The 25,843-nt window shown below is 61.2% G+C and carries 22 protein-coding genes and 2 pseudogenes; 15 read left to right on the top strand and 9 right to left on the bottom strand.

All coding sequences use genetic code 11. The features are described 5' to 3' along the window. Positions 1-81: 81 nt before the first annotated feature. Complete coding sequence (locus tag ACUXAC_RS03980; protein WP_060420660.1) at positions 82-714, bottom strand: TetR/AcrR family transcriptional regulator; 633 nt, start codon at positions 712-714, stop codon at positions 82-84. A gap of 80 nt (positions 715-794) precedes the next feature. Here ACUXAC_RS03980 and ACUXAC_RS03985 point away from each other — a divergent pair, with 80 nt between their 5' ends. The 10 genes and pseudogenes from ACUXAC_RS03985 (at position 795) to umuC (ending at position 10,557) form a co-directional block, all read left to right on the top strand. Continuing rightward, a complete protein-coding gene (locus tag ACUXAC_RS03985; RefSeq protein WP_387441526.1) occupies positions 795-1,745 on the top strand; it encodes an alpha/beta hydrolase in 951 nt (316 codons plus the stop codon). Positions 1,746-1,968: 223 nt separating this feature from the next. Then, positions 1,969-2,160 (top strand): annotated as a pseudogene (locus ACUXAC_RS03990) (DNA polymerase V); the annotation flags it as partial. A gap of 213 nt (positions 2,161-2,373) precedes the next feature. Next, positions 2,374-2,745: a hypothetical protein gene (locus ACUXAC_RS03995; protein ID WP_126181107.1), complete on the top strand. Its 372-nt coding sequence runs from the start codon at positions 2,374-2,376 to the stop codon at positions 2,743-2,745. A 313-nt stretch (positions 2,746-3,058) separates the two neighbouring features. After that, positions 3,059-3,238, top strand: a pseudogene (locus ACUXAC_RS04000) (SOS response-associated peptidase family protein); the annotation flags it as partial. A 188-nt stretch (positions 3,239-3,426) separates the two neighbouring features. Next, entirely contained in the window at positions 3,427-3,861 is a 435-nt protein-coding gene (gene umuD, locus ACUXAC_RS04005; protein WP_047730422.1) for a translesion error-prone DNA polymerase V autoproteolytic subunit, read from the top strand. Positions 3,862-3,955: 94 nt separating this feature from the next. Further along, a complete protein-coding gene (locus ACUXAC_RS04010) occupies positions 3,956-6,493 on the top strand; it encodes a TonB-dependent receptor (protein WP_370592993.1) in 2,538 nt (845 codons plus the stop codon). Positions 6,494-6,660: 167 nt separating this feature from the next. Beyond that, positions 6,661-7,173, top strand: a complete 513-nt coding sequence (locus ACUXAC_RS04015; protein ID WP_047571520.1) for a sigma-70 family RNA polymerase sigma factor — start codon at positions 6,661-6,663, stop codon at positions 7,171-7,173. 17 nt (positions 7,174-7,190) lie between these two features. Continuing rightward, on the top strand, positions 7,191-8,108 hold the full coding sequence (locus ACUXAC_RS04020; protein ID WP_149571178.1) for a FecR domain-containing protein: 918 nt from the start codon (positions 7,191-7,193) through the stop codon (positions 8,106-8,108). Positions 8,109-8,328: 220 nt separating this feature from the next. Further along, complete coding sequence (locus ACUXAC_RS04025; RefSeq protein ID WP_387441522.1) at positions 8,329-9,090, top strand: energy transducer TonB; 762 nt, start codon at positions 8,329-8,331, stop codon at positions 9,088-9,090. 180 nt (positions 9,091-9,270) lie between these two features. Beyond that, positions 9,271-10,557 (top strand): translesion error-prone DNA polymerase V subunit UmuC, encoded by a 1,287-nt coding sequence (gene umuC / locus ACUXAC_RS04030; protein ID WP_060439694.1) that lies wholly within the window; start codon positions 9,271-9,273, stop codon positions 10,555-10,557. Positions 10,558-10,565: 8 nt separating this feature from the next. Here the strand turns inward: umuC and ACUXAC_RS04035 are convergent, their stop codons facing one another. The 5 genes from ACUXAC_RS04035 to ACUXAC_RS04055 all read right to left on the bottom strand — a co-directional run bounded on the left by ACUXAC_RS04035 (position 10,566) and on the right by ACUXAC_RS04055 (position 15,392). After that, a complete protein-coding gene (locus ACUXAC_RS04035; RefSeq protein ID WP_159318140.1) occupies positions 10,566-10,982 on the bottom strand; it encodes an RbsD/FucU domain-containing protein in 417 nt (138 codons plus the stop codon). Positions 10,983-11,031: 49 nt separating this feature from the next. Then, entirely contained in the window at positions 11,032-11,793 is a 762-nt protein-coding gene (locus ACUXAC_RS04040) for an SDR family NAD(P)-dependent oxidoreductase (RefSeq protein ID WP_060420684.1), read from the bottom strand. 20 nt (positions 11,794-11,813) lie between these two features. Continuing rightward, the gene (locus ACUXAC_RS04045) at positions 11,814-13,049 is read right to left on the bottom strand and encodes an MFS transporter (protein ID WP_170310536.1); all 1,236 of its coding nucleotides are present in this window, start codon (positions 13,047-13,049) and stop codon (positions 11,814-11,816) included. 270 nt (positions 13,050-13,319) lie between these two features. Continuing rightward, complete coding sequence (locus tag ACUXAC_RS04050; protein ID WP_387441519.1) at positions 13,320-14,357, bottom strand: LacI family DNA-binding transcriptional regulator; 1,038 nt, start codon at positions 14,355-14,357, stop codon at positions 13,320-13,322. Positions 14,358-14,516: 159 nt separating this feature from the next. Continuing rightward, positions 14,517-15,392: a cupin domain-containing protein gene (locus ACUXAC_RS04055; RefSeq protein WP_387441517.1), complete on the bottom strand. Its 876-nt coding sequence runs from the start codon at positions 15,390-15,392 to the stop codon at positions 14,517-14,519. Between the two features lie 137 nt (positions 15,393-15,529). Between ACUXAC_RS04055 and rclC the strand changes: the two genes are divergently transcribed. From rclC to sbmC, 5 genes are all read left to right on the top strand, one after another. Beyond that, positions 15,530-16,102: a reactive chlorine resistance membrane protein RclC gene (gene rclC / locus ACUXAC_RS04060; RefSeq protein WP_089186115.1), complete on the top strand. Its 573-nt coding sequence runs from the start codon at positions 15,530-15,532 to the stop codon at positions 16,100-16,102. Positions 16,103-16,170: 68 nt separating this feature from the next. After that, complete coding sequence (locus tag ACUXAC_RS04065) at positions 16,171-16,554, top strand: DUF302 domain-containing protein (protein ID WP_387441906.1); 384 nt, start codon at positions 16,171-16,173, stop codon at positions 16,552-16,554. Between the two features lie 37 nt (positions 16,555-16,591). Next, a complete protein-coding gene (rclA, locus tag ACUXAC_RS04070) occupies positions 16,592-17,929 on the top strand; it encodes a reactive chlorine resistance oxidoreductase RclA (RefSeq protein ID WP_454266507.1) in 1,338 nt (445 codons plus the stop codon). A gap of 147 nt (positions 17,930-18,076) precedes the next feature. After that, positions 18,077-18,919, top strand: coding sequence for a tryptophan 2,3-dioxygenase (kynA, locus tag ACUXAC_RS04075; protein WP_025303311.1), 843 nt, complete (start codon positions 18,077-18,079; stop codon positions 18,917-18,919). A gap of 23 nt (positions 18,920-18,942) precedes the next feature. Next, positions 18,943-19,410 (top strand): DNA gyrase inhibitor SbmC, encoded by a 468-nt coding sequence (gene sbmC, locus ACUXAC_RS04080; protein ID WP_041035676.1) that lies wholly within the window; start codon positions 18,943-18,945, stop codon positions 19,408-19,410. 197 nt (positions 19,411-19,607) lie between these two features. Here sbmC and ACUXAC_RS04085 read toward each other — a convergent pair whose 3' ends face one another. The 3 genes from ACUXAC_RS04085 to tssH form a co-directional block, all read right to left on the bottom strand. Further along, a complete protein-coding gene (locus ACUXAC_RS04085) occupies positions 19,608-21,536 on the bottom strand; it encodes a type VI secretion system Vgr family protein (protein ID WP_454266509.1) in 1,929 nt (642 codons plus the stop codon). 143 nt (positions 21,537-21,679) lie between these two features. Continuing rightward, the gene (locus ACUXAC_RS04090; protein WP_060439700.1) at positions 21,680-23,125 is read right to left on the bottom strand and encodes a serine/threonine protein kinase; all 1,446 of its coding nucleotides are present in this window, start codon (positions 23,123-23,125) and stop codon (positions 21,680-21,682) included. A gap of 49 nt (positions 23,126-23,174) precedes the next feature. Further along, entirely contained in the window at positions 23,175-25,829 is a 2,655-nt protein-coding gene (tssH, locus tag ACUXAC_RS04095; protein ID WP_100395626.1) for a type VI secretion system ATPase TssH, read from the bottom strand. Positions 25,830-25,843 lie beyond the last annotated feature (14 nt).

Here is a 25,843-nt window from a genome sequence, read left to right on the forward strand (position 1 = left end):
GTAGAGTCTGATGAGTGATACTGGATTTTATCATAGATGGCGCCCTTGAACAGGGCGAAACGGGGCACCTCTGCCATTGCTTTACGGCGCGGTGCGCCACTGGCCTAGATAGGCGATGACCGCCCGCGTCGCTTCGCGGCAAATGGCCGCAGAGACGGTGCCTTCCCGCGCGTAACCATATTTCATGCAGGCAAACGCCAATTCTATGGCGATCAGAACGACGTCGGGCTCCGACGGCAGCGTCTCGAGTTCGGGCAGGTCTCGTACTTTTGCCCGGAACATCTCGCCGATCGTCAGGTTTTTGGCGGCGTGAGCCTGGTTTTCGGGTTCGGCGAACGCACCGCGCAGCAGCAAGACGCTCGCCGCCGGATGCGCATTGTAGTAGCGGGCCGTGGCCAACACGGCGGCATCCACCCAATCCTGCAAGCTGCCGGCGGTCTCGAGCCCCGACGCGCGCAGCGCCTGCGTCAGTTGCTCCATATGGGTCTGAGCCAGATGCGAAAACAGCGCGTACTTGTCCGGGAAGAACGGGTAAATTGCGGCGCGCGGCACTTCGGCCGCTTCCGCCAGGGCGGGAATGGAGGTTTTTTCCGGCCCAAGGGTGGCGAGCATCTGTTCGGCGGCGCTCAGCACTTTGGCCATGCGCGCCGCCGCGCGTTCCTGAACCGGCACGCGCGCATTTTTTTTTACTTGCGGCATCGCTTTTTCCGACATAAGTTGTATTTTATTAATCCGACATTTGTTGGATTATACGGATTTTCATCCCGGCAACCAAGTATCACGAGAGGTTTCGTATGGGTAATTACGCCAATCAATCTCACTGGCAGGACATTCAGCGATTCCTGCCGGAAAGCTTCCGGCTGCAGCCGGGGGAAGAACCGACAGAGACGTGGTGGCCCTGGCGGCAGTATCGCATCCATCTCGATTGCTACCGTCGCCCCGAGGCGCCGGTGAAGGTGATCCTGTTTCATGGCGTCGGTACCAACGGCCGGCAGATGTCGACCATCCTGGGGGCGCCGCTGGCGCACCGGGGAATAGAGACGATCGCCGTAGACATGCCGGGATATGGCATGACGCAGACGGGCGGGCAACGGCGGCGCGTGCGCTACGACGACTGGGTGCAGATTGGCAGCGATCTGATCGACGCGGAACGGGCGAGGGATGCGCGCCCCATTGTGCTGTACGGCCTGAGCGCCGGTGGGATGGAGACCTACCACGTGGCAGCGCTGAACCGGCAGGTGAAAGGCATTGTCGGCATGACGTTTCTCGATCAGCGTGAACAACAGGTGCGCGACGAGACGGCGTTGAATCGAATGATGAGCCGCCTGGGCATTCCCCTGGCGCGGCTGGTGGCCGCTACGCCGCTGGCCGGGATGGCGATGCCGATGGCATTGGCGAGCAAGATGCATGCGCTGGTCAATGACAAGGCGGCGCTTAAGGCATGTCTGGCGGACGACACGTCGGCGGGGGCCTGGGTGACGATGCGCTTTTTAGCCTCGTACGCGGCGTACGCGCCTGCCATTGAGCCGGAAGATTTCGACGTTTGCCCGATCCTGCTGACGCAGCCGGCGCAGGATCGCTGGACGCCGTTGCACCTGAGCGAACTGTTTCTGCGGCGCATTCGGCGGGTGCCGGTGACCACCGTGATGCTCGAGAACGCCGGGCATTATCCCCTCGAGCAGCCGGGCCTCGATCAGATGGTTGAAGCGGTGCATCGTTTTTGCCTGGCCGCGGCGGAGCGGTGAGGCGACGGCGCATGTTCTGAAGACGCCACTGCAACTCAGCATGTTATCCACAGTTTTAGTGGATAACGTGTGTGCAAGGCAGAGTGAAACCGTTAGCAGGCGTAAAAAAAAATCGCTCAGAAAATTATTATATTACGCGTCAAACTGTGTTCTGACGGGGGATAGGGGGTTTCACGCGTTCGCGTTTTGTTTATGCTTTACTGTGTAAATATACAGTTTGATTATGAATATGCTGAGCACTTCAAGGTTGTATGCTTTTTCACCAGGTGAGCCCCTGACGTTACCGCTGTTTGCCGATCGTGTGGCCTGCGGCTTTCCTTCACCGGCGCAGGACTATGTCGAGAGCCGGCTGGATATCGGCAAGCTGCTGGTGCGCCATCCTAATGCCACTTATTTCGTGCGCGCCAGCGGTGAGATGGAGCGAGCAGGATGGATCAGGCACTACCGACAGATTAAGAAACTGAGCATCCGAGAAACAGCAGACGCGACAGGCTACAGTACTTCCCAAGTTTGTCGCATTCAGGCCTTCTATAAAGAAGTTGAGACTGATTAAAAAGCAGCCTTAATGTACAATAATTTTCGATATCCAAACTGACCCCATGAACAATCAATGAGTTAGAGGTGAAAGATGATTTCATACAAAAAAACCATACCTGCTCTTGTCATATTCGCTTTATCTAATGCTGTGGCATATGCGAATGATTTCGACAAATCAAATGAAGCGATGGCAATTTCAGCAATAGGTTTTTCTGGCTCAAATGCTCGTGTTGCACATGATGTTTGTGGGGCAACCAATGAGAAAATTGATAAATATAAAAAACAAATAAAAGACTCATTAACTAGAACATTAAAGTATGAACAGTCAGGATTCGATACGCATTGGGATAATGGTTGGAAAAATGCTGATTTTTTGGTTAAGTCATTAAGTAATGATGAAGCCTATAAAAAAGAATATTGCCAAGAGGTTTTAGATGGAATTAATAATCCTGAAATGAATTAAGGATTATTCCTTATTCGGGGTTCTACGCCGGAACTCCAGATTTTTCCGTCCGCTAAAATTATCCCCGGTTGAGCCGCTTTATACCGTCAGCTCGCAGTGGACCATCAGGGGAAATGTGGCGGTACAGCGTTTGTCGGGTTATCCCAAGCTCCTGGCATAACGTACTGACTTTCGTCTCTGGCCGTCCCATTGATGCCATTGCCAGTCGCAATTTTATTGGCGTCATTTTGTAAGGCCGTCCGCCGTTCCTCCCGTGGGCTCTTGCTGAGGCAAGGCCTGCCGCTGTCCTTTGCGGCGCTGTACGCAGCAGAGACCGACGGCCGCACGCGACTGGCTCGACACCCGCTTAGTCCCGCCCTCTGGTCAAATGCAGGCTGACGTGTACAGCCTGCAGGCAGAGGATTTCGTCTGGCAACCGGTATCGCCCGCCGTCGGCGCCGTTCGCAATGACAATCCCTCACTCATCCTGCCCATCGATACGCCAACGGTCTGAGTGCTGCATTATCCACAGTTTTGGTGGGTATCATGTGTGTAAACACACGCGAAGAACGCCAAAAGCTGCAGGAAAAATCACTCAGAAAATTATTATATTACGCGGAAAAGCGCGATCAGCAGGGGGATAGGGGGTTGCACGCGTTCGCATTTTGTTTATGCTTTACTGTATAAATATACAGTTTGGTTATGATTATGCTGAGCAATTCAAGGTTGTATGCTTTTTCACCAGGTGACCCCCTGACGTTACCGCTGTTTGCCGATCGCGTGGCCTGCGGCTTTCCTTCCCCGGCGCAGGACTATGTCGAGAGCAGGCTGGATATCGGCAAGCTGCTGGTGCGGCACCCCAACGCCACCTACTTCGTGCGCGCCAGCGGCGAGTCGATGATCGACGGCAATATCCAGGATGGCGATCTGCTGATCGTCGACAGCGCCCTGACGCCGGAGCACGGCAATATCGTGATCGCCGCGGTGGATGGCGAATTCACCGTCAAAAAACTGCAGCGCCACCCCGACGTGCGGCTGTTGCCGATGAACCCCGCTTACGCGCCGATCGTGTTCGACGACGAGGCGCAGCTGGAGATCTTCGGCGTGGTGACCTTTATCGTCTACGCGGCACGGTGACTTCGGCTTTTTTTTCATTTTTTTCTGCCCGATCTTTGCGTTGGCGTGACCTCTCTACTGAGTTTCCAGTTCAATACACTCAGGGGAATCCTTCATGGCCATAAAAAACAAGAACGGCGCAGGGCGTACGTTCACATCAGCCAAACGCATGACCGGGAAACGCGTCGCTATCGGGATAGGATGCGCACTATCGGGCATGCTCACCTCCGCGATGGCGGCGCCCGGTGCGTCGGCACCACCCTCAGCGGTCGAACAGCCCGCTATCCTTTCCTTCGCCATACCCGCCGGTGACCTGGCGCCCGCCTTGCAGACGGCGGCCGCTAAGGCCGGCGTGATAGTGATTTTCACGCCCGAACAGACGCGTGGAAAAAGCACCGCGGGCCTGCAGGGACATTATCGCCTCACCGACGCGTTCAATACGCTGTTGGCGGGCAGCGGATTGCGCGCTCAGCAAACCGCACAGGGATATCGGTTGGTCGACGCCGGACCGGTTCAGCCGTTGACGATACCGGAACTGTCGGTGGTCGGCGGTTTGTCCGACAGCGTCGCCGCCGGCCGTTCGGTGCTGGATAAAGAAGACATCGAACGCGTGCAGGCCGATAACATCGCCAGTTTGCTTGATCGCTTGCCCGGCGTAGGGATGGCGGGATCGCCGCGCCCGGGCGGCCAAAGCCTGAATATCTGGGGCATGGGCGACATGGAAGATGTGAAGGTGGTGCTGGACGGCGCGCCGAAGGGATTTGAGAAATATCGGCAGGGTTCGGTATTCATCGAACCCGAACTGCTGAAAAAGGTTGAGGTCGATAAGGGGCCGCACAATCTGTTGAACGGCAATGGCGGCTTTGGCGGGACCATTACGCTGGAGACCAAAGATGCCGGGGATATGCTGCTGCCGGGCGAAGATTTTGGCGGCTTGCTGAAGTACAGCTACCACACCAACGATCGCCAGGGCATTTACAGCGGCGCGTTGTACGGCCGTACGCCGGAAGGATTTGCCGACGGTTTGATCTACATGAGCAAGCGTGACGGCGGCAACCTGAAGCGGCCGGACGGCACGCGCTTTGCCTATTCCGCCAACGATCAGGCTTCCTACCTGTTAAAAACCAATATTTATCTGAGCGAGGCGCAAACGCTGACGCTGTCGGCGATGCGCTCCGATTCCGATGGCTGGCAGCCTTTTGCCGCCAAGCGGGACGATATCGCCGCGCCCAGCCAGGCGGATATCGATAAATATGGCCGGGAAGAAGCGTGGCGCCGCATTCTGGTGTATCGCGACCAGACAGACACCAATTACTCGGTGAAATGGAATCTGGCGCCGGAAGCGCAGCCGTTGCTGAATCTGACGCTGTCTTACGCCTATTCGAAGACAGAGCAGCATGACAAGCGGCCGGATTCCGCTTCAAAGTTCAGCTATCTCGGTACGTTGGGCAATGAAAGCTGGGTGAACTATACCGATCGGCAGTTTGACGTCAGCAATGAAAGCCGTTTCGCCAGCGGGCCGCTGGAACACAAGCTGTTGCTCGGCGCGCGTTGGCATAAACATCAGCGGGATACCCTGATGTATTACCCATCACAGGTGAAAAACGCCAGTTACAACTACGGCTATTTCCAGCCGTATTACATGCCGGCGGGCGAACAGGAAACCCGCAGCGTTTATCTGCAGGATGCGGTCAGCTTCGGCAGCCTGACCGTGACGCCGGGCGTGCGTTACGATCACGTGACCAACACCGGGCAACCGAACCGAGCTCCGCGCTATAACGACAGCGATCCGCTCGTGGGCCATGATTACAGCAGCGTGACCTATACCGGCTGGTCGCCGCATTTGGGCGTGATGTGGAAAGCGACGTCGAATCTGTCCCTGTTTGCCGACGTCAGCCGCACCTGGCGCGCTCCGGTGATCGACGAACAGTACGAAGTGCAATACGCCGCTTCCAGCGTGCCCGGCACCAGCCGCGGCCTGCAGGTGGAGCGCATGACGGGCGTTCGCCTCGGCGCGGTGCTGGACTTCAACGATGTGTTGATGGCGCGGGACAGCCTGCAGATCCGCACTACGCTGTTCCGCAATCGTGGCAAGGACGAGATTTTCTATCGTCGCGGCGTAGTGTGCGACGCCGCACGGCACGGTGGCCAATGTGGGCAACCGTTGTCGAACTATCGCAACTTGCCGGGCTATACCATTGAGGGCGTGGAGCTCGAATCGTTTTATGACAGCGAAAGCCTGTTCGGCAGCCTGTCGTTCTCCTCGATTCGCGGCAAACGCGACGCTTCACCACGCGATCCGTGGGGCAGCGAAACCTGGATTGCCGAAATTCCACCCGTTACGGCACACGCGATGCTGGGCATGAAAGTGCCGCAGTGGGACATGGCCTTCGGCTGGACCGGCGATTTTGTGCGTAAACAGGATCGTTCACCGGCCGACGGCGATCCGATGGCCGTTGTCTGGGCGCTGCCGAAAACGTCGGGTTATGCATTGCACGGCCTGTTCGCCTCGTGGCAGCCCAGCGGTTTGCAGGGCTTCGAAGCTCGCGTCGCGGTGGACAACCTGTTCAACCGTGATTATTACCCTTACCTGGGCGAATCGGTGTCCGGCGTAGGACGTAACATCAAGTTTAGCGTTAGCCAACGTTTCTGAATATCCTGCTGACAGGGGCCATTTCGGCCCCTTTTCACGTTTTCTCTCCCGTATTTCCCTACTTTTTCGCCGTTTATAAATCATCAGCAATCGCTTGACACAGAAGTTACATTTTTAAAATAATAATAATTATCATTTTCAATCTCATTATCAATTGGTGTCACCGAATGGCAAGGAAAGAGGCCGCGGCAGCCAACGGGTTTGCTCAACAGCTTTACCTTGAGCACCACAGTTGGCTATGCCATTGGCTGAGACAGAAGGTCGGGTGCGCGCATCACGCCGAAGACCTGGCGCAGGATACGTTCATCAGTATTTTACTGAGCCCGCAGTTGCTTGCCATTCGGCAACCACGCCCCTTCCTGGCGACCGTGGCGCGCCGGCTGGTGGCGAATTATTACCGGCGTAAAACAATCGAAGAGAGCTATCTGCAGGCCTTGAGCGAGCTGCCGGCGATCGAGGCTCCCTCGCCGGAAGTCCGTCAACAAACCCTCGAAATGCTCGAACAGTTGGATCAGGCGTTGGACGGATTGCCGGCGCACGTCCGTGAGGCCTTCCTGTTGGCGCACCTGCAGGGCATGCGCTATTGCGACATCGCTGAACGTTTGCGGGTGTCGAGCAGCTCGGTGAAACAATATCTGCAGCGTGCCAATTTGCACTGTTTCTTTGCATTGGCGGCGTAACGGCAAGTGCGGAGCCCATGATGGAATCGGATATCGATCGGCAGAGCGCGCGTGAGGCCGCCGCCTGGTTAACCCAGCTGATGTCGGAAGAGGCAAGCGACGCGGATAGGGAAAACTGGCGGCGTTGGTATCAGGCGAAACCGGAAAATGAACGCGCCTGGCGGCATATCGCCGCGTTTTCATCCCGTTTTTCTCTGCTTAACGGGGCGGCGGCGCAGCGTAGTCTGTCGCAGTTGCCAAACCCACAGCGCCGTCGGTTGCTGAGAAGCCTGGCGGCCATCGGCGTGGTGGGGACGGTTGGCATCGGTTCTGGCGCGCTGCCATGGCGCCCCTGGCTGGCGGATTACCGCACGGCGGTGGGGGAGCAGCAAACCGTCGCGTTGGCGGATGGCGCGCAGTTGATGCTGAACACGCAAACGGCGGTCAACGTCAGCCGTCAGCAGGCCGCATTGCTGGAAGGCGAAATGATGGTGAATCTGCCGCCGGAAAGCGGCGCGTTGACGGTGAGGCTGCCGCAGGGCGAGATCGTGGCGCAGGCTGCTCGCTTCAGCGTTCGCCTGTGGGAAACCTACAGTGATATCGCCGTTTATCTTGGCCGAGTCACGATCCTTTCGCCGGCGCATCGGAACGCGGTGCTCAACGCCGGTCAGGGCGGCAGATTAAGCCGGCAAGGCATTGGCGAACCGTATCGCGTGACGCAAGAGCCCGGTTGGCGGCAAGGCATGCTGTTGGCCGACAACATGCGGTTGGACGACTTCCTGATGGAGCTGGGGCGTTATCGTCAGGGCGTTATTCGCTGCCGGCCGGAGGTCGCCGGCCTGCGGCTCTCCGGCGCGTTTCCGCTGGCTGACCCCGAGCGCGTCATTGCGGCTCTGCCCGGTGCGCTGCCGGTTAGGATAAATATGCTGTCAAAATACTTCATCACCGTATCCTAAAGTTTTTTACTCTGCTATTTGTATTTTTTCTTCTTGATTGGCCTGTTTTTTTATCTTTCCCTGCCCGGTACCGCGTGCCTAAACGACTTTTCTGACATGCCCCGACCGTCGTGACCGTTGCGTACGTTGGTCGGTTTCACGCTTAACCTGAGTATCGTTTTCCATGTTGAATCACAACGTATTACCTGCCGATTTATCTTTACCGCCTACAGGCGGGCGATTGCGCTGGGCTACCGCCAATGTGTTGGCGTTGGGTCTGCATGGTGCGTTGTTGCTTGGCCTTGGTTATCACCTGGTGCCACCGTTGCTGCCCGCGGCGCAACCGATGGTGTTGATGATGGTTGCCGAGCAGGCGGAATCGACCCCCAATGCAGAGCCGATGCCGACCGGTGTGCGCCAGGTGCAGGCGGTGGCGCAACGGCAGGCCAATCGGGAACCGGAGGCGGCGATGCCTCCGCTGATTCATGCGCCGCGTGCGACGGAGCGGCAGAGCAAGGCTAAAGGGCAACGGAACGATCCCATCAGACCGAAAACGGAACCGCCGCGCCCAAGGCAGGAGGAACAGGAAAAAATAGCGTCTGCAAGCTCAATAGCATCAAGCACCAGCGCGCCGCCGTCTCTGGATGGAAAGCGTGTTGCCGCACCGCAAACCAGCGTGGCGTCGCAGCCGAGCCAGGATGCCTCGGTCTGGAGCGGCCTGCTGTTGGCGCATTTGAGCCGTTTCAAACGCTACCCGGCTCTGGCGGTACGCCAGCAGCGCCAGGGTATTGTTCAGGTTGCCGTGACGTTGGATCGACAGGGGAACGTGCTGGGCGTGAAGCTATTGCGATCGAGTGGGGTTGCTTCGCTGGATCGGGAGGCGCTTCACTTACCGCAGCGCGCTTCTCCACTGCCTGCACCCGGCAACGAGATCGCAGCGGGGCAGGCGGAATTCAGCGTGACCATTCCGATTCGTTTCGATCTGCGTGAAGTTCGCCGTTAATGAAAAACTCGGCTCCAGGTAAACGGAGGCTGAGTTAAAAGCCAAAGCGCATCAAACGGATAGCAGCGATGGGGTGGTTTCTACTTGATCGTCGCCAGAAAAATACAAATACTGTATGCATGAACAGTAATCTGGTGCCGTTATGAATAACAACCCACTGACTATGAAAGGTCGGCAACCATGTTCGCCCTGGTAGACGTCAACAGCTTCTATGCCTCCTGCGAGACCATCTTTCGGCCCGATCTGCGCGGGCGGCCGGTGATCGTGCTGTCCAACAACGACGGCTGCGTGATCGCCCGCAGCGCCGAGGCGAAGGCGCTGGGCGTGCCGATGGGCGCGCCTTATTTCAAAATCAAAGAGGAGATGCGCCGCCGCAACGTCGCGGTGTTCTCCTCCAACTACGCGCTGTACGCCGACATGTCCCGCCGGGTGATGGACACGCTGGAAGAGATGGCACCGGCGGTGGAGATCTACTCGCTGGACGAAGCCTTTCTGCGGCTGGACGGCGTGGCGCATTGCGAAGCGCTGGAGCCGTTCGGCCAGCGGGTGCGCGATCGCATCCGGCGCGAGCTGCATTTGACGGTCGGGGTCGGCATTGCGCCGAGCAAAACGCTGGCCAAGCTGGCCAACTTCGCCGCCAAGAAATGGCGCGGCACCGGCGGCGTGGTAGATTTATCCGATCCGGCGCGCCAGCGCAGGCTGCTGGCGTTGATCCCGGTGGAAGAGGTGTGGGGCGTGGGGCGCCGCCTGACTCGCCAGCTGCAGGCGATGGGCATTCACACCGCGCTGCAGCTGGCGGACTGCGATACCCGGCTGGCGCGTAAAACCTTCAGCGTGGTGCTGGAGCGCACGATACGCGAGCTGCGCGGCGAATCGTGCCTGCGGTGGGAAGATGAGGCGGCCGCCAAAGAGCAGATCATCTGCTCCCGCTCGTTCGGCCAGCGGCTGACGCACTACCCGCATATGCGTGAGGCAATCTGCAGCTATGCCGAACGCGCCGCCGAAAAGCTGCGGCAGGAAAAGCGCTACTGCCGCAACGTGTCGGTGTTTATCAAAACCAGCCCGCATTCGGCGGGCGAGGGGTATTACAGCAATATGGGCACCGCCCGGCTGCAAACGCCGAGCAACGACAGCCGCGACATCATCGCCATGGCGGTGCGTGCGCTGGAGAGCATCTGGCAGGAAGGGCGGCGTTACCTGAAGGGCGGCGTGGTGCTGGGGGATTTCAGCGCCGCCGCCATGGCGCAGATCGATCTGTTCGACGACTGCCCGCCGCGCCGCAACAGCGAGCGGCTGATGGCGACCCTCGATCGCCTGAATCAGGAAGGACGCGGGCGCGTGTGGTTCGCCGGGCAGGGGATCGTCAAGCCGTGGCAAATGAAGCGCGACATGCTGTCGCCGGCCTACACCACTCGCTTGGCGGACATTCCGGTGGTGCGGTTGGGGACGTTTTCAGACGAAAAATAATTCGCGTGTCACACCACCGGCGCCACCGTCAGCAGCAGGTTGGCGAAGCGGCGCTGTTCGCCGGAGGCGATCACCAGCAGCGTCCGATCCGATTTGACCGCCGCATAAAAATCCTCACGCGGCAGGTGTTCTACCGGGCAATGCGCCGGCAGCAGCTGTCGGTATTCGGCTTCGATGGTGTTGGTGAAGTCCGGCGGGCAGGCCATCAGCGCCGCGCTTTCCACGTTGATGCAGGCCAGCAGTTTTTCCAGGATTGGCGGGGCGGCGAGTGTGCCGGGCGCCAGGTTCAGATAGACCACGGTGGCGTCTTTCGGCGCGTGGGTCACGCAGGCGTAGTTGCCGTCGGCGATCAGCACCTGGGTCTTATGCCCGCATTGCGCCAGCGCGGCGAGCAGCGGCGGGTGGGTGATGGCGGATTTGATCATAAAGCGATTCCTGAATGAAAGGGCGGCAGCCGTGCCGCCCGCGGTTGAACTACATGCGGTAGATGCCGCCGTTGATGTCGAGGGTAGCGCCGGAGATGAAGCCGTCGTATTCCGCCGCCAGGAAGGCGATGGCACGCGCCACGTCGTCCGGCGTGCCTGCGCGGCCCAGCGGAATGGCGCGAACGGTTTCCTCCGCCGATGCTTGGGTGGTGTGGCGATTATGGAAACGGGTGCCGAGGATCAGGCCGGGCGCCACCGCGTTCACCCGGATGCCGTATTCACCCAGCTCCGCTGCCAACGAGCGCGTCCAGGTGAGCACCGCACCCTTGGTGGCGGAATAGACCAGCGAGCCGGAGTGCCCGCCGGCGCGGCCGGCCTGCGAGGCCAGGTTGACGATACTGGCGCCGTTTGCCGCCTTCAGGAACGGCAGCGCGCTCTGGGTCACGTTCAGCATGGTGGTCATGTTCACGTCGATTACGGTTTGCCAAAAGGCGCGCTCGATCTCGCCCAACCATTTGCGCCCGACGATGCCGCCGACGTTATTGACCAGAATGTCGATGCCGCCGAGAAACTCGGCGCCGGCCGAGACGCAGCGCAGCGTTTCGTCGGTATCGATGAGATCGGCGTAGCCGTAAGCGGCCTTTTGCCCCAATGAATGGGCCAGCGCCACCAGCGCTTTGGGGCCGCTTTCGTCGCTGTGATAGTGAAAATAGATGTCGCAACCGGCCTTGATCAGCCGCTCTGCGGTGGCGCGGCCGATGCCCTGTTCCGCCCCGGTGATAAAGACCTTTTTGCCTGCAAGATCGCCCATGATTGACTCCTTATTGTTCGTTAAGCATTGATGACGCCTTCACGCTGTTTCGCGCAGTAGAAAATGCAGATCAACCCGGTGGCCAGCAGGCACGAGGCCAGGAAAAACAGCCCCGGCGCGCTGCTGCCGGTCAGATCGTTCAATACGCCCACCGCATAAGGCGCGACGAAGCCGCCGATATTGCCGATGCAGCTGACCACCGCCAGCCCGGCGGCCGCGGCCGCGCCGGTGGAAATGTTGGCGGGCATGGATAAAAACGGCGGTACGGCGGTGTAGATGCCGATGGCGGCGATGCACAGGAACGACAGCGCGACGAGCGGATCGTATTTAAAAAATGTCACCGCCCCCATCAGGCCGATAGCGGCGACCACCATGCTGAGGCCGGCGAACACGCCAAGCTTTTTGGTTTTGCTGGCCCACAGGCTCCACGGGTACACCAGCAGCGCGGCCAGTCCGTAGGGAATGAGCGCCAGCAGGCTAACGCGGAAGATATCGCTGCCGGAAAGGGCGGTAATGATCGACGGCAGCCAGGTGCCGAAGCCATAAATGCCGCACACCATGCCGAAGTTGAGCAGTGCGTAGAGCAGGTATTTCTTGTTTTTAATCCCTTTCAGGAAGTCGCCCAGCGTGATTTTAGAGCCGGATTTGGAGCGGCCGGCGTTGCTCATCAGCCAGGCCTTTTCCTCCACGTTCAGATAGCCGACGTCCTTGGGCGAGTTCTTGATCAGGAACGGGATCAGCAGGCCGATGACGATCGGCGGCAGCCCTTCGAGGATAAACAGCAGCTGCCAGGGAGCGAACCCGAACCAATCATGCTGAATATTGAGAATAAAGCCGGAAATCGGCGAGCCGACGGCGTTGGACAGCGGCTGGACGATGATGAACATGCCGAGAATTTTGGTGCGGTATTTTTCCGGGAAGAACACCGTGAAGTAATACACCACCGAGGGAAAGAATCCGGCTTCGCACACGCCCAGCATAAAACGGCAGATATACAGCTCCAGCGGCGTGCGTACAAAGCCGAGCAGGGTCGCGAAGATGCCCCAGGAAATTAATATTCTGGCGAACCAGATGCGCGGGCCGAATTTAATGGTGCCGGCGTTGCTGGGTATTTCAAACAGAAAATACCCGATAAAGAAAATCCCGGAGGCGAAGCCGAAGGCCGAGGCGGTCAGGCCCAGGTTATCTTCCAGCGCTTTGGCGGCGTAGGCCATGTTATTGCGATCGAGAAAGGCCAGGAAATACAATAAAATCATGAGGGGGACAATATGCAGCGTCAATTTCTTGATAGCGCTGCGTTCAATATCCTGCGGCTTGCTTATTTTCATTTTGATATTTCCAATGTGGTTAATCGGAATAATAGAGGCCCGGCCCATAACCCTGAGCTGAACGTTAAATAACGGCACGACGCTGATTCATTGAGGCGCGGGCATCCCTTAAGCGCGACGGCCTTTTCCTTTGTTTTTGGCTGACACCGATCCGGACGATGCCGCTGCGCATCGCCTGGGAAGACGCTGTTATTTCAGTTAGCCGGCGGCTTTGACCGAGCGCCGGCTGATGACCGTCGGCGGGAAGAGAAACTCGCCGGGCGGTTGCGCATCATTGTTGATGCGGCCGATCAGGCGCTCGACCATCAGCTGCGCCATCTCCGCCAGCGGCGGCCTGACGGACGTCAGCCCCGGTTCGGCCAGGCCGGCCAGCGCGATATTATCGATGCCGATCACCGAGATGTCTGCGGGTACCTGGACGCCGGCGGCGCGCACCCCCACCATCAGCCCGATGCCTAGCGCATCGTTAATCGCCACGATACCGTCCGGGCGCGGCGTCAGCGCGAGCACGCGCGGCGCCAGCGTCAGCCCCAATTCAAACATTTCCGTGTCGCCGTAGGCGCTGTTGGCTTTGCCTTCGATCACCCGTTGGCGTTCGCTCAGGCTGTGCCCCAGCGCACTCAGAAAACCGTCGATTTTGTGGCTGCGCCCGACGGTGAGCGTCGCTTCGGTGGCGAACACGATGTGTCGGCAACCGCGTTCGAGCAGGTGCTGCGCGGCCAGGCGCCCGGCGGCGACATTGTCCATCGAGACGCTGTCGAACAGCGGGGTATCGATGGCTGCCCGTTCGGGAAACGGATTGTCGTAGCTGACGATCTTCATGCCCCGCTCGGCGGCCCGAACAAAATGGGTCTGGCGAATGTCGCTCGCCGCCACGATGATGCCGCGCACGCCATGCAGGAACATATCGTCGATAAACGCGGCCTCTTCCTGTTCCTGGCGGTACGCGTTGCCGAGCAAGACGCGGTAGCGGTGAGCCCGCGCCGCACCGTCGATCGCATGCGCCAGCGCCGAAAAGCTCGGGTTGACGATCGACGGCAGCAGCAGGCCGATGATCTTAGCCTGCGGTGCGGGCAACGCCGCCGCCCGGGCCGGCCGGTATCCCAGGGTCGCCATCGCTTGTTCGATGCGCTCACGGGTCTGCGCGCTCATCTGGTGGCTGCGGTTATTCAGCAGGTTCGACACGCTGCTGATGGACACGCCGGCCAACCGTGCGACATCACGAATATTTGCCATTTGCCGATACCTTGCTGCCTGCCGTTAGCCTGCAATCTATAAGGGAAGCCGGCCGCAGGCAAGCCACAACCGGGGCACCGCGCGCATGGGATCGCGCATTTGTGAGAATCGTCAGGCGGCGGCCGCGTTGTTTACTAAACAGTAAGGCGGGGCGGGAGGTTATGCCGAGATGGGGCAAATGTCCGGCGGTGTCTCGGCGGCCTGCTGGCGGAATTTTCCCGGCGTCAGGCCGAAGTGGCGGGTGAAGGCTTTATGCAGCGCCACCTCCGACGAGTAGCCGGCCTGTTCGGCGATACGGCTCAGCGGCAACGCCTGGCGCGCCAGCAGCCGGGCCGCCAGCTGCATGCGGATGGCGGTGAGGGCCTGCAGCGGCGTTTGCTGCGTGACCTGACGAAAGACGCGGGCGAAGTTGGCGCGCGACATATGGGCCCGTTCGCTCAGTTCCACCAGCGTCCAGGGGTGTTGCGGGCGGCGCAGCATCTGTTCAACCACGTTGCCCAACTGCGGATGCAGCAACGCGGCGACCAGATTGCCGCTCTGATTCGGCTGGGCCAGCCAGGCGCGGATCGCCAGCGCGAACAGCAGCGCCATGGTCTGGCTGACAATGGCGTTGTGCCCCTGGCCCTGTTGGCTGAACTCATCGCTCAGCAGCTGGCCGGTCGCCTGCAGCAGCGTCAACTGCCCCTGTTGGCGGCTGTTGAACAGCAAACATTCCGGCAGGCTCGCCAGCAGCGGCGATGCGCTGTGCGGCAAGATTTGCATGCCGCACAGCAGGTGCGTGGCGCTGTCGGCCCCCTCCGGCAGCAGGCGATGGGCGGAGTTGTGCGGCAAGAACAGCAGGCTGCCTTGCTCCAGCGGTACCGGGCGGCCGCCGGGGATCTCCAGCCGACAGCTGCCCGCCAGCACCATGTGCCAGCGGATCTGACTCCACTCCCCGGCGGCATGCTGCGAGCGCCACTCGCCGCTGAAATGGCAATCACGCGCCACGTAACCGCGCATGTCGTTAAGCATCAACAGTTGGCTGAGCGGATCCATTTTGAGACTCCTGGCTAAGAAGCTGATTGTTTCGGCAATGGGCCGGCGTAATGCGAAGCACTAAGATCGGTTCGATAGTGCAGCGATGCGGAGGGCGCCGCTACGATGCATGAGTTATCAATGACATGGAGCCGGTAATGAAAATACTATTCTTTCTGAGCAAGGGCGACAAGCTGGGATTAACGCTGATTCGCCTCAGCATCGCCATCGTCTTCTTATGGATTGGCCTGCTCAAATTCATCCCTTACGAAGCGGACAGCATCACGCCGTTCGTCGCCAACAGCCCGCTGATGTCGTTTTTCTATGACATGCCGCAGGACTATCAGGCGCACCTGACGCACGAAGGCGAACTGAACCTCGCCGCCCGCGCCTGGCAGCAGGCCAACAATACCTATGGCTTCTCCAACGGCCTGGGCGTGGTGGAGGTGGCGATCGCGCTGCTGGTGCTCGCCAACCCGTTCTCCAAATGGCTGGGGCTGTTGGGCGGCATGCTCTCCTTTTGCACGCCGCTGGTGACGCTGACCTTTTTGATCACCACCCCGGAGGCCTGGGTGCCCGCGCTGGGCGATGCGCATCACGGCTTCCCTTATCTCTCCGGCGCCGGGCGCCTGGTGCTGAAGGACACGCTGATGCTGGCGGGCGCGGTGATGATCATGGCGGATTCGGCGCGCAGTGTGCTCGAGAAACAGTGGCGGGGGAAGGTCGCATGAGCGTCATGAACCGGGCCGTGGCCGGCAGCCTGATGCTGCTGGCCTGTTCTGCAGTGGCGGAGGGGACAATGGGGCAAGAAACCCGAACGGTAGAGAGCGCCTACGCTTATCAGGAAACGCGTCAGCGCATTATCAGCACGGCCGAGCAGAAGGGCGTGACGCTGTTTGCCGAGTTCGATCACGCGAGAGCGGCGCGTGAGCATCATCTGACGATGCCACCCACCGCGGTGCTGGTGCTGGGCAACCCGCTGGCGGGCACGCCGCTGATGCTGGCGCGGCCGGCGTTGGCGCTGGATCTGCCGTTCAGGGTGCTGATTGCGCAAGACGAGCGGGGCAAAACGCAGGTCAGCTACCACCCGGCGGAAAGTCTGAAACGGAGCGCCGGGGCCGACGAACGACAGATCGCGGCGCTGAGGCCGCTGGAGCGGTTAGTTGAGGCCGCAATACGCTGATAGAACGGCGATAAACATCACGAGACGAGGCGACACAATGTACGATTATCAGGCGATTATCATCGGTTTTGGCAAGGCCGGCAAAACGCTGGCGGCCTTTCTGGCCGGGCAGGGATGGCGCGTGGCGATGGTGGAGGCGTCGGCGCAGATGTATGGCGGCACCTGCATCAACATCGGCTGCATCCCGACCAAAACGCTGGTGCACGATGCCGAGCTTCACGGGCCGGGCGAACAGGCGTTCAGCCAGGCGATGGCGCGTAAGCGGCAGGTGACCGGTCTGCTGCGGGAGAAAAACTACCAAAACCTGGCGGGGTTTGAACCGGTCACGGTGATCGACGGACGGGCGGAGTTTATCGATCCGCACCGCATCAGCGTGCAGGGTGCGGCGGGAACGCAGGTGCTGAGCGGCGAGCGCATCTTCATCAACACCGGGGCCGTCAGCCGCTGGCCGGCGATCGACGGGTTGGATCGTTCGCAGCGGAGTTACGACAGCACCGGCCTGCTGCAGTTGACGCAGCGGCCCGCGCGGTTGGGCATTATCGGCGGCGGTTATATCGGGCTGGAGTTCGCTTCGATGTTCGCGCAGTTCGGCAGCGCCGTAACGGTATTCGAAGAGGCGGGCGCGTTGCTCGGCCGGGAAGACCGCGATATGGCGCAGGCGATACAGCAAATCCTGAGCGACGCCGGGGTGAGCTTCACGTTTAACGCCGGCGTGAAGCAGGTGCGCGATGTGGAAGGGGGCGTTGAGGTGGTGCATCAGGGCGGCGTGCAGTCGTTCAATGCGCTGTTGGTGGCGGCCGGGCGCGTGCCGAACACCGCCGGTTTGCAGCTGGCGCGCGCCGGAGTTGAGACGGATGAGCGTGGGGCCGTGCGGGTGGATGCGCAGCTGCGCAGCAGCGTGCCGCATATCTGGGCGCTGGGGGACGTCAACGGCGGGCCGCAGTTTACCTATATCTCGCTGGACGATTTCCGCATTGTACGCGACAGCCTGTTCGGCGCGGGTAAACGCAGCACGGCCGATCGCGGCGCAGTGCCTTACTCGGTGTTCATCACACCCAGCTTCTCGCGCATCGGCCTCAGCGAAGATCAGGCCCGGCAGCAGGGGCGCGACATTAAGGTCGCCACGCTGCCGGCGGCGGCGATCCCGCGCGCCCGCGTGTTGGGCGACACGCGCGGCCTGCTGAAGGCGGTGGTCGATGCGCAGACCGGCCAGATCCTCGGCGTGGCGCTGCTGTGCCGCGATGCCCACGAGATGATCAACATCGTCAAAACGGCGATGGACGCCGGGCTGCCCTATACCCGGCTGCGCGATCAGCTGTTTACCCATCCGACCATGAGCGAGTCGCTCAACGATCTGTTTGGGTTGATAGGGTAAAGCGGGGCGAGAGGGGCGGCGCAGATGAGTGAGATCTGCGAAGCACCTCTCGTTTATCGCCCTTCGGGGCGGCGGGTTCTGTACTATTGTTTTCTCTTTGCGGCACGTTCCAGGCCGATGGGGCGCTGGGCGCAACGGAGATCACAGATGAACAAACGGGAATTAGAAAGCGCGATTGTCACCGATTTTTCCAAACGCATGAGCTACGGCGACTACCTGTGCCTGGACTCGCTGCTGGACTGCCAGCACCCGCTCTCCAACCCGCCGCATCATGACGAAATGCTGTTCGTGATACAGCACCAAACCTCCGAACTGTGGATGAAGCTGATGCTGCACGAGCTGCAAGCGGCGGTGCGGCTGGTGCAGCAGGACAAACTCAGCCACTGCTTCAAAATCCTTGCGCGCGTCAAACAGATCCAACGGCTGCTGTTCGAACAGTGGGCGGTGCTGGAAACGCTGACGCCGTCGGAATACGTCGAGTTTCGCGACGTACTGGGCAGCTCGTCGGGCTTCCAGTCGCACCAATACCGGTCGATCGAGTTCCTGCTCGGCAACAAGAATGCGGCGATGCTGGCGGTGTTTAGCAGCGATGCGGAAAAGCACGCTGCGCTGAAGGCGATCCTCGAAGCGCCGAGCCTGTACGACGAATACTTGCTGTACCTGGCGCGCCACGGCCTGCCGATCCCGCAGGAGTGCCTCGAGCGCGACTGGACGCAGCCCTACCAGCGCAACCCGGATCTGCTGCCGGCGTTCAAAGTGATCTACGACAATCCGCAAACCTACTGGGAAGCCTATGAAATGGCGGAGAAGCTGGTGGATATCGAAGAGAGTTTCCACCTGTGGCGCTTCCGCCATATGAAAACGGTGGAGCGGATCATCGGCTTTAAGTCGGGCACCGGCGGTTCCAGCGGCGTCAGCTTCCTGAAAAAGGCGTTGGACCTGACCTTTTTCCCCGAGTTGCTGGACGTGCGCACCGAAATTGGCGCCTGAAATAACGTGGGAGGATAAGGGCGATGAGCGTGAGGATTATCGATAAGGCGGCGGAGAAGGTGGTGGGGGTCAGAGTCGTGGGGCCGTATCCACAGACGATCCCGCAGGGCTCGCAGCAACTGCTGGCATGGCGGCAGCGCCACGGCGTGCCGTTCGGCAAATGGCTGGTGCTGTATTGGGACGATCCGGCGGAAGTGGCGCCGGAAAAGCTGCGCGCCGACGTGGTGATGAGCGTCGCGGACGATTTTGCGCTGCCGGCGGGCAGCGAGGGCGTTACCGTGCAGACGCTGCCCGCCGGGCAGTATGCGGTTTACCACGTGCGCATCAGCGATGGCGACTTCGAGCGGGTGTGGGGCGAGTTCTATCAGAAGCTGCTGCCGGCCAGCGGCTACCAGCCGGTTGAGGGGGTGAGCTACGAACACTATCTCAACGACTGCGAAGCCGACGGCTATTTCGACCTCGATATTTACCAGACGGTGAAGAAGTGGTGAGGGTGGGTTAATGCGAAGGAAGGCTGAATCGATGAACGGTACAGATTCAGCCCGTTGTTTTGACTCAACGTCGGTGACTTTGCCGCCAGCTCATTCACCTCGTTGCCAAAAGGGGTTACAGCGGCAGCCGGTTTAGCCGGCGCCGCTGCCGCCGCCCGAGAGGCTGCGTTAACCGGCTTTCCCGGCGTACCACTTGGCTACTCTTTAGGGAACAGCTGATCGACGGCGTTCTGGATCGCCGCCTGATGGCCGCCGCCCGGTGCGGCGGTGCGTGCGGCGCCGCCGGGCTGGTTGAGATCCAGCTGGCCGCCGGTATTGATCTCTCCGTCCTCTTTCACCGTGATATTGAAGCTGGTGCCGGTGATGTTGATTTGGCCGTTCGCCAGCAGCTCGATCACGCTTTCGCCGCACTCCAGCCGCAGCGATTCGCCGGAGCCGAGGGTAAAGGCGTTAACCACGGCGTCGCTGCGGGTTTTGCCGGTCAGCGCGGAGGCATCGCCTTTGACACCGGTGGCCTGATTGAGCACCACCCGTTTGATCTGGTTGCCGCCCACCAGGTGGGTGTGGTCGTTATCGATGGTGTGGCTCTCATCGTTTTTGACCTGGGTGTCCATGTTGCGTTCCGCCTGGATCCACACCTGTTCGGCGCCGGCCTTGTCTTCGAAGCGCAGGGCGTTGGCGTTGTCGGCGGTGCCGTCCTTGGTGCGGCTCATAAAGCCCATCTGGGTGGCGGCGGCCGGCAGCGCCCACGGCGGCATGCTGGCTTCGTTATAAACGCGCCCGGTAACGATCGGCCGATCCGGATCGCCGTTGATAAAGTCCACCACCACTTCGTCGTTGACGCGCGGGATCTGCACGCCGCCGTAGCCCTGACCGGCCCAGGCGCTGGAGACGCGCACCCAGCAAGAGCTGCCGTCGTCCTTCGGCCCGAAGCGGTCCCAGTGGAATTTCACCTTGATGCGGCCGTATTTGTCGGTCCAAATCGATTCGCCGGCCGGGCCGACCACCCGGGCGGTCTGCGGCCCGTGGGTTTTCGGCCAGGTGGCCTGCTGCGGCGGGTGCCAGGGCACGTCCGCCGGCAGCACGACGAAGTCGATACGGTGTTCGCTGCTTTGATCGTCGCCGCTGGCATAGCGGTTCTCTTTCAGATGGTAGTTGGCCTGCAGCGTCAGGTACTCGCGGTTGTCGTCGGCGTGCGGGGCGTTATACAGCGTAAAGGTGCTGCCGGGAGCGATGCCCAGCGCGGTGGCGGTGCCCCGGATCTGCTGATGTTCGGCCTGCCAGGCTTCCTGGCGCACGCGGGCGTAGAACTCCCCCTGCTGATGCTCGGTGTAGCGGCCCGGCCAGTCGTAGACGTCAATCTGCCCCGGCGTCGGCGAGACCGGGTTTTGCCGCGCCTGGAACAGCCAGGCGTTCGGCTTGCGGAAATCGTAGTCGTCCAGGCTGTAGATGCCCGGCGTGACGCGATCGGACAACGTCCACTGGCTGATGCCTTCCTCGCTGGTGCTGCCACCGGACGGCGTCAGGTGATAGGGGATCATCTCGTAGCCGGGATAGGGCTGGTGGTGGTGGGGCGCATCCCCGAGCACCAGCGTGTGTTTGCCCATCTCGTGTTTGAAATAGTAATAGATGCCCTCCAGCTCCATCAGGCGGCTGATGAAGTTGAAGCTGCTTTCGTTGTACTGCACGCAGTAGCCCCACAGGCGATAGTCGCCGGTCAGCTGATCTTCCAGCTGCATGTTGTGCTCCGCCAACAGGGTCTTGACGATCTGCGGCACCGTCTGTTCCTGGAAGATGCGGAAGTTGCGATCTTTGGTCATCGGCCACAGATCCGGCTGCACGTGCAGGCTATACACCGCGTAGCGGGTGCCGCCGATCTCTTCGCTGCTGACGGCGATGGCGGTGATCTTGCCGTTCAGGTAGCGCGGGGCGCTGAGAAAGCCCTGAGTCGGGATCTCCAGCGTCAGCGGTTGGCCGAGCAGCGCTTTGCGATCGAGCCGCGCGTCGGTACTCAGCAATTCAATAGAGAAGTCGAAAGGGGTGGAAAGCGCTTCGATGCCGTCCAGTGAGCGGAACAGCAGCTGCTCCTGGCCCAGCGGCGTGTGCGCAATAATGCGATCCAACATGAGAACGTCCTCTGTGATTGACGTCGTGTTCTGCTTACCCCAGCGTTGCAGCGGCCTTGCCGCGCGGCCAATGAGGGTGGGCAGCGGTGCGTCAGTCTCATGAAATAGGTGAAACCCCGCCGCGGCGGGGCTTCAGAACGGAATTAACCGGCGGTGGCCGGATTGACCAGCCAGGTGCCGGCGGTGTCGATACTGAGTTGCTGCCGGCGGAGCCGATCGTTGTGGCGGATCTCCAGCTGATAACGGCCCGGCGCCAGATTCAGGCTGGCGAAGCCGTTGTCACCCGGCGTTACCTGCTGCGGCTTGCCGTCGAGGCTGACCTGTTCGCCCGGCTGCAGTTTGAAATACACCAGCGCCACCGGCTGCGGTGGCGGCGCCGCCTTTTCAGGTTCCACCGGCGCAGATGGCGCGGTTTGCGGCGCGCTCGGCTGCTCCGTCAGGGTTTTCTGCGCCGGTGACGCCTCGGTATTTTGCGCTACGGCCTGGGTATCGTCCTTGCCGCCGCTCAGCCAGGCGACGGTGCCGATCACCAGCAGTGCCGCGACGCCGGCGCCGGCCATCATCGGCCGCGAGAATCGGGTGCTGCGCGCGGTAACGGCGCCGGCGGCTGCGGCTGCAGCGGCCGGGTTGGCGGCGACCAGCAGGTTCTCCGGCGCGGCGGCCGGCGTGCTGATGATTTCGTTTTCATCGGCGATCGGCAGATGCAACAGCTCGGCCATTTCATCGATGGTCTGCGGGCGGTCTTCCGGCTTCAGCGCCAGCGCGCGGTCGACGGTGCGCAACAGCTCCGGCGAGTAACCGGCGGGGCGACGCTCGGCCAGCGGCTGATAGCTGTCTTCGATGCTGCGCACCACGCTGACCGGCGGCGGCGAACCGACGATCAGCGTGTGCAGCACGGCGCCCAGCGCGTAGATATCGGTCCAGGGTCCCTGTTCGCCGTCGCTGTTCTCGGTGTACTGCTCGATCGGTGCGAAGCCCGGCTTCAGCATGATCTCCGTTTCGTCCGACAGGTTGCCGATCTCTTTGCGCGCCGACCCGAAGTCCAGCAGCACCGGCAGCTGGCTCTCCTGAATTTGGATGTTATCCAGCGAGATGTCGCGGTGCAGGTAACCTTCCTGATGGATGGTGTTGATGGCGCTGAACAGCGGCGGCAGCAGCCGACGGATCCACGCCTCGTCGATTTTCTCCGGCTGCTGCGCCTGCAGGTTCTTCAGCGTGGTGCCGCTGTAGAACTGGGTGCCCATGTAGGCGGTGCCGTTCTCTTCCCAGAAGCGCAGCACGTGCAGCAGGCCGGGGTGCGAGAAGCGGGCCAGCAGGCGCGCCTCCTGAATAAAGCTGTTTAACCCGGCCTGGAAGGTTTTGCCGAAGCGCTCGCCGCGCAGCCCGATGCTGAGATCGTCGTTGCGTTTCGCCAGCGAGGTCGGCATGTACTCTTTGATGGCGATGGTGCGTTCCAGTTGGTGATCGTAGGCGCGGTAGACGATGCCGAAGCCGCCTTCGCCGATCGCTTCCTGGATCTCGAATTCGTTGAATCGATAGCCGCTCGGCAGGCTGTTCGAATTCGGTTTGGTTATCCCGGTTCCCGACATAGTGATGACTCTCTGTGTTCAAAGGGCCGCCGTCTCGGCGGCCGCGGCGTTATGCCTGAAATTGACAAATGAATTCGTGGTTCTGCAGCGCGATATGCAGCTGGCGATAGCGCTGGTCGTTGGCGCTGCCGGTCAGCAGGGTGTGGCTGATCTGCGGCAGCAGGGTGTTGGTCAGGATGGCGTCGACCATGCGGCCGCCGGACTCCACCTCGGTGCAGCGGCTGACGATCTGCTCGATGACCGCGTCGTCGAAGGTGCAGACGATGTCGTGATTCTCCGCCAGGCGACGCTGGATGCGCCCCAGCTGCAGGCGCACGATGTTGCCCAGCGTGGCGTCGGTCAGCGGGTAATACGGCACCACCAGCAGGCGGCCGAGCAAGGCGGCCGGGAACACCGACAGCAGCGGCTGGCGCAGCGCGCCGCTCAGCGCTTCCGGCTCCGGCAGCAGCTCCGGATCGCTGCACAGCCCGGCGATCAGCTCGGTGCCGACGTTGGAGGTCAGGATGATGATGGTGTTGCGGAAATCGATATGGCGGCCTTCGCCGTCCTCCATCCAGCCCTTGTCGAACACCTGGAAGAAGATTTCATGCACGTCCGGGTGCGCCTTCTCGATTTCGTCCAGCAGCACCACGCTGTATGGGCGGCGGCGCACCGCCTCGGTCAGCACGCCGCCTTCGCCGTAGCCGACATAGCCGGGGGGCGCGCCTTTCAGCGTCGAAACGGTGTGCGACTCCTGGAATTCGCTCATGTTGATGGTGATGACGTTCTGCTCGCCGCCGTACAGGGTTTCCGCCAGCGCCAGCGCGGTTTCGGTCTTGCCGACGCCGGACGGCCCGGCCAGCAGGAACACCCCGACCGGCTTGTTGGGATCGTCCAGCCGCGCCCGCGAAGTGCGCACCCGGCGGGCGATCAGATCCAGCGCATGGCGTTGGCCGATCACGCGTTGGTTCAGGGTGTCGGAGAGTTGCAACACTGCCTCAATTTCGTTTTTCACCATGCGGCCCAGCGGGATGCCGGTCCAGTCGGCCACTACCGCCGCCACGATGTTGGCGTCGACGGCGGCGAAGATCAGCGGCGCCTCGCCCTGCAGCGCGCTCAGCTGCTGCTGCAGTTCGCCCAGCTGGGCGCGCAGCGCGTCGGCGTCAGGGCGCGCCTGCGTCTCTTCTTCAATAGACTTTTCTTCCTGCCGGTGCAGCTGGGCGCGCAGTGTGATGATCTCTTGGATCAGCGCCAGCTCCTGCTGCCAGCGGTCGGTCAACTGTTCCAACTCTTGGCGCAGCGCGGTCAACTGGGCTTCAATCTCCTGCGGGCGCAGGGGATCGCCGATGCCCACCTTGGCCTCGCGGCGGGCAATATCCAACTCTATCTGCAGCGCATCGATGCGGTGGCGGCAGTCTTCGACCTGGGCAGGCTCGGCGTGTTGGCTGACCGCCACGCGCGCGCAGGCGGTATCCAGCAGCGCCACCGCCTTGTCCGGCAGCTGGCGGGCCGGAATATAGCGATGCGACAGCCGCACCGCGGCGTCTACTGCTTCATCCAGCAGCAGCACGCGGTGGTGTTGCTCCAGCGGGCTGACGGTGCTGCGCAGCATCAGCAGCGCCTTGTCTTCGCTCGGCTCGTGTACCTGCACCACTTGGAAACGGCGGGTGAGCGCCGGATCCTTCTCGATGTATTTCTTGTATTCCGACCAGGTGGTGGCGCCGAGGGTGCGCAGCTGGCCGCGCGCCAGCGCCGGTTTCAGCAGGTTGGCGGCGTCGCCGGTGCCCTGGGCGCCGCCGGCGCCGATCAGGGTGTGAATTTCGTCGATAAACAGGATGATCGGCGTCGGGCTGGACTGCACTTCGTCGATCACCGCCTGCAGCCGTTTTTCAAACTCGCCTTTGACGCCGGCGCCGGCCTGCAGCATGCCGATGTCCAGCAGGCACAGCTTCACGTCGCGCAGCTGCGGCGGCACGTCGCCGGCCACGATGCGCAGCGCCAGGCCCTCCACCACCGCGGTTTTCCCGACACCGGCCTCGCCGGTCAGCAGCGGGTTGTTCTGGCGGCGGCGCATCAGGATATCGATGATTTGCCGGATCTCTTCGTCGCGGCCGGCCACCGGATCGATCTCGCCGTTGCGCGCTTTGGCGGTCAGGTCCTGAGCATACTGCGCCAGCACGCTTTCACCGCTGCGCGGCGCGCCGGATACGTTCTCGGCGCTGCTTTCCGCCGGCGCATCCTGGGCGTTTTCCGCCGAGTGAGCGGTGATGGCGGCGAACTGCTCCATCAACAGATCGGCGTTGATGCGCTCGAACTGCGGGGAAATGGCCTTCAGCAGATGGCGCAGGCTGTAGGTTTTCAGGATGCCGAGCAGCAGGTGGCCGCCGCGAATGCGTGCTGCGCCGAATTTCAATGAGCCATAGACCCAGGCGCGTTCTACCGCGCTGTCGATGTGCTCGGACAGATCGGAGATGGCGCTGGCGCCGCGCGGCAGGCGATCGAGCGCCTCGACGATGTCGCGCGCCAGCTGCGCCTCGTCCAGCGCGAAGTGGCGGACGATCTGCTGCAGATCGCCGTCCGGCGATTGCATCAGCTGATGCAGCCAGTGCGCCAGTTCGACGTAGGGGTTACCGCGCAGCTTGCAAAACGCCGTCGCACTTTCCAGAGAGGTGAATAACAGGCTATCCAGTTTGCCAAATAATACCGAGCGGCTGATTTCAGACATGGTTTTCCTCAGGT

It is taken from the genome of Serratia sp. 121840015-1 (assembly GCF_053627655.1).